This is a genomic window from Tissierella sp. (assembly GCF_052089545.1).
Lineage (GTDB): Bacteria > Bacillota > Clostridia > Tissierellales > Tissierellaceae > Tissierella_A.
Window position 1 is genome coordinate 1 of the sequence record NZ_JBQDAA010000220.1, and the last position, 2,259, is coordinate 2,259.

Here is a 2,259-nt window from a genome sequence, read left to right on the forward strand (position 1 = left end):
TAATAAAAGGACAGCAATAATTGCTAAGATAGTACCTAATTTGCCACTTTTCTTAATAACTGAAAGACTAATTGTAAAGCCAGTAACAGTAAAGAAAATATTCATGAAAAAGTTTTGCAGAACGGGATCGAACTCTATAGTTAGTGTATTAGTCTGGACAAGCGCAAATACGATTAGGCTAAATAGTAAACCACCAATAACAGGTGCAGGAATACAATATTTCTGTAGGAAATGGATTTTAGATTTTATATATCGTCCGACTATGAATACAACTACACCTAAAGAAACTGTCTGTAGAACATCAAGTGTTAGAGTTGGCATTAGAATAAACCTCCCCTGAATTTTTCTTGGATCTCACATTTATCAATTTTTAACTTCTCATACATCCATGCTAATTCTAAACAGCTATCTTCTTTAATGGACTTCATCATTTGATTCTCTTTTTCTATTACTTTCTGAGCAGCTTCATGCAAGTAATCTGCTTCGCTAGGATGAAAGGTTATTATACCAGATTGATCTCCTACGATGATATCTCCTGGATAAATTACTCTATCACCAATAGCAATAGGGGCGTTAATTGTTCCTGGACCATTTTTAAACGGACCATTGCTACTGGAGCTCACAGCATATACTGGGAAATTCAATTTAGATAATTCCTCTTTATCTCGAATAGCACCATGGACTACTAAACCATTAATTTCTCTTTTAATAGCTAAAGAAACCATAATTTCGCCGCATAAAGCTCTTTCAGAATATCCGTGCCCAGCGACAATAATGACATCTCCAGGTTTAGCGTTGTCAATGGCATAATAGATCAAAGTATTGTCTCCTGCTGTAACATCAACAGTATAAGCGCTACCAATTAATTTTGAATTATTTAACGGTTTAAGTGTTGATGGTAATGCTGCAGTTCTGTTCATACAATCTCCAATAACTGTTGTAGGAATATCTTTAAATCTTTCTATTTTTTTTTTTTCTAAGCGATCAATTTGTTTATAAATTTTATATCCAATGTTACTCAAAATACCCACATCCTTTTAAAAGTTTAATAGTAAGTTCGATTAAGAAAGCACTTCCTTCTGTATCTATAACTTAACATATGATGAATAATAAGAATAATGGATATTTTTAATATATAATAGTTATAAGATTAATATTAAAGGAGCGTAAATATGACCAATGAAGAAATAGAAGCTTTCTTAGTAATTGTCGAGAGTGGAAACATCTCAAATGCAGCTAGGAAGCTTTTGGTATCCCAAAGCACTTTGAGTCAACGTCTAAAAAGATTGGAAGATAGTTTGGGAGTAGAGCTTATTTATAGAAATAAAGGTCAAAAGAATATAGAGTTGACCTCTAAAGGTACTGAATTAATTCCCTTAGCCCAGAGATGGGTAAGTATTTATAAAGATATTCATGTTATAAAAGAAAATCGAACAAGATTACCTATTACAATAGCATCTATCGCTTTAGTGAATGAAGTTACTTTTGTTCCCTTATATAATGAAGTGATACAAGAATATTATGGATTAGATTTAACTATTAATACACACCATTCGGATGAAATTTATCAATTAGTAGCTAATCACCTTGCCGATATTGGATTTGTATATAGCCAACTACAACTTCCAGAAGTAATTACAACACCTATATATAGTGAAAAAATGTATCTAATTACAAATAAAACCAGTACTTATTATGATGGTATTTCAGTTAAAGATTTAGATTCAGAGAAAGAAATCTATTTAAAGTGGGGGATTGATTATGAAATTTGGCATGAAAAAAGATGGGGTAGAAATAAGCCACTTTTAAAAGTTAATACGGGAGCTAGCTTGATAAAATATTTAAATGAACCTGAGAGATGGTCAATCGGACCAATTTCGTTAATAGAGTCATCTAAAAGTAAAAACAATCTTGTATATTATTCCTTAGAGGAAGAACCCCCTTTAAGGATTTGTTATCAATTGGTATCTAGATACTCTAAACCAAGCAAAGTAAAGGCGATTCAAATATTCCAGAAAGCTGTTCAGATATTTATAACAACTAATGAGTTAGTAAGTAATAATATTTAAATATCTCCAATGAAAACAATTTTTTGTTTAGGAAATTAGTTTTTGAAATCACTTGTAAAAAAATGATAATGGTACTTTATTGGTTAGTTAGAAATACCTCGTCTATTTAAGGTGCACCCGCAATAGACACTAGAAAAGAGCGGATTTATTAGCTTTTTGAATGTAGGTTATAAGTGTCTATTAAACATTC

At 31.3% G+C, this 2,259-nt stretch carries 3 protein-coding genes; 1 reads left to right on the forward strand and 2 read right to left on the reverse strand.

The window, feature by feature from the left end:
* On the reverse strand, positions 1-321 hold a 321-nt coding region (locus ACTHW2_RS11835), incomplete at its 3' end, for a sodium/glutamate symporter (protein ID WP_442264120.1).
* Positions 321-1,022, reverse strand: coding sequence for a hypothetical protein (locus ACTHW2_RS11840; RefSeq protein ID WP_442264121.1), 702 nt, complete (start codon positions 1,020-1,022; stop codon positions 321-323). The genes ACTHW2_RS11840 and ACTHW2_RS11835, both read right to left, overlap by 1 nt.
* Before the next feature lie 150 nt (positions 1,023-1,172).
* Between ACTHW2_RS11840 and ACTHW2_RS11845 the strand changes: the two genes are divergently transcribed.
* Entirely contained in the window at positions 1,173-2,069 is an 897-nt protein-coding gene (locus ACTHW2_RS11845; RefSeq protein WP_442198654.1) for a LysR family transcriptional regulator, read from the forward strand.
* Positions 2,070-2,259: the final 190 nt, after the last annotated feature.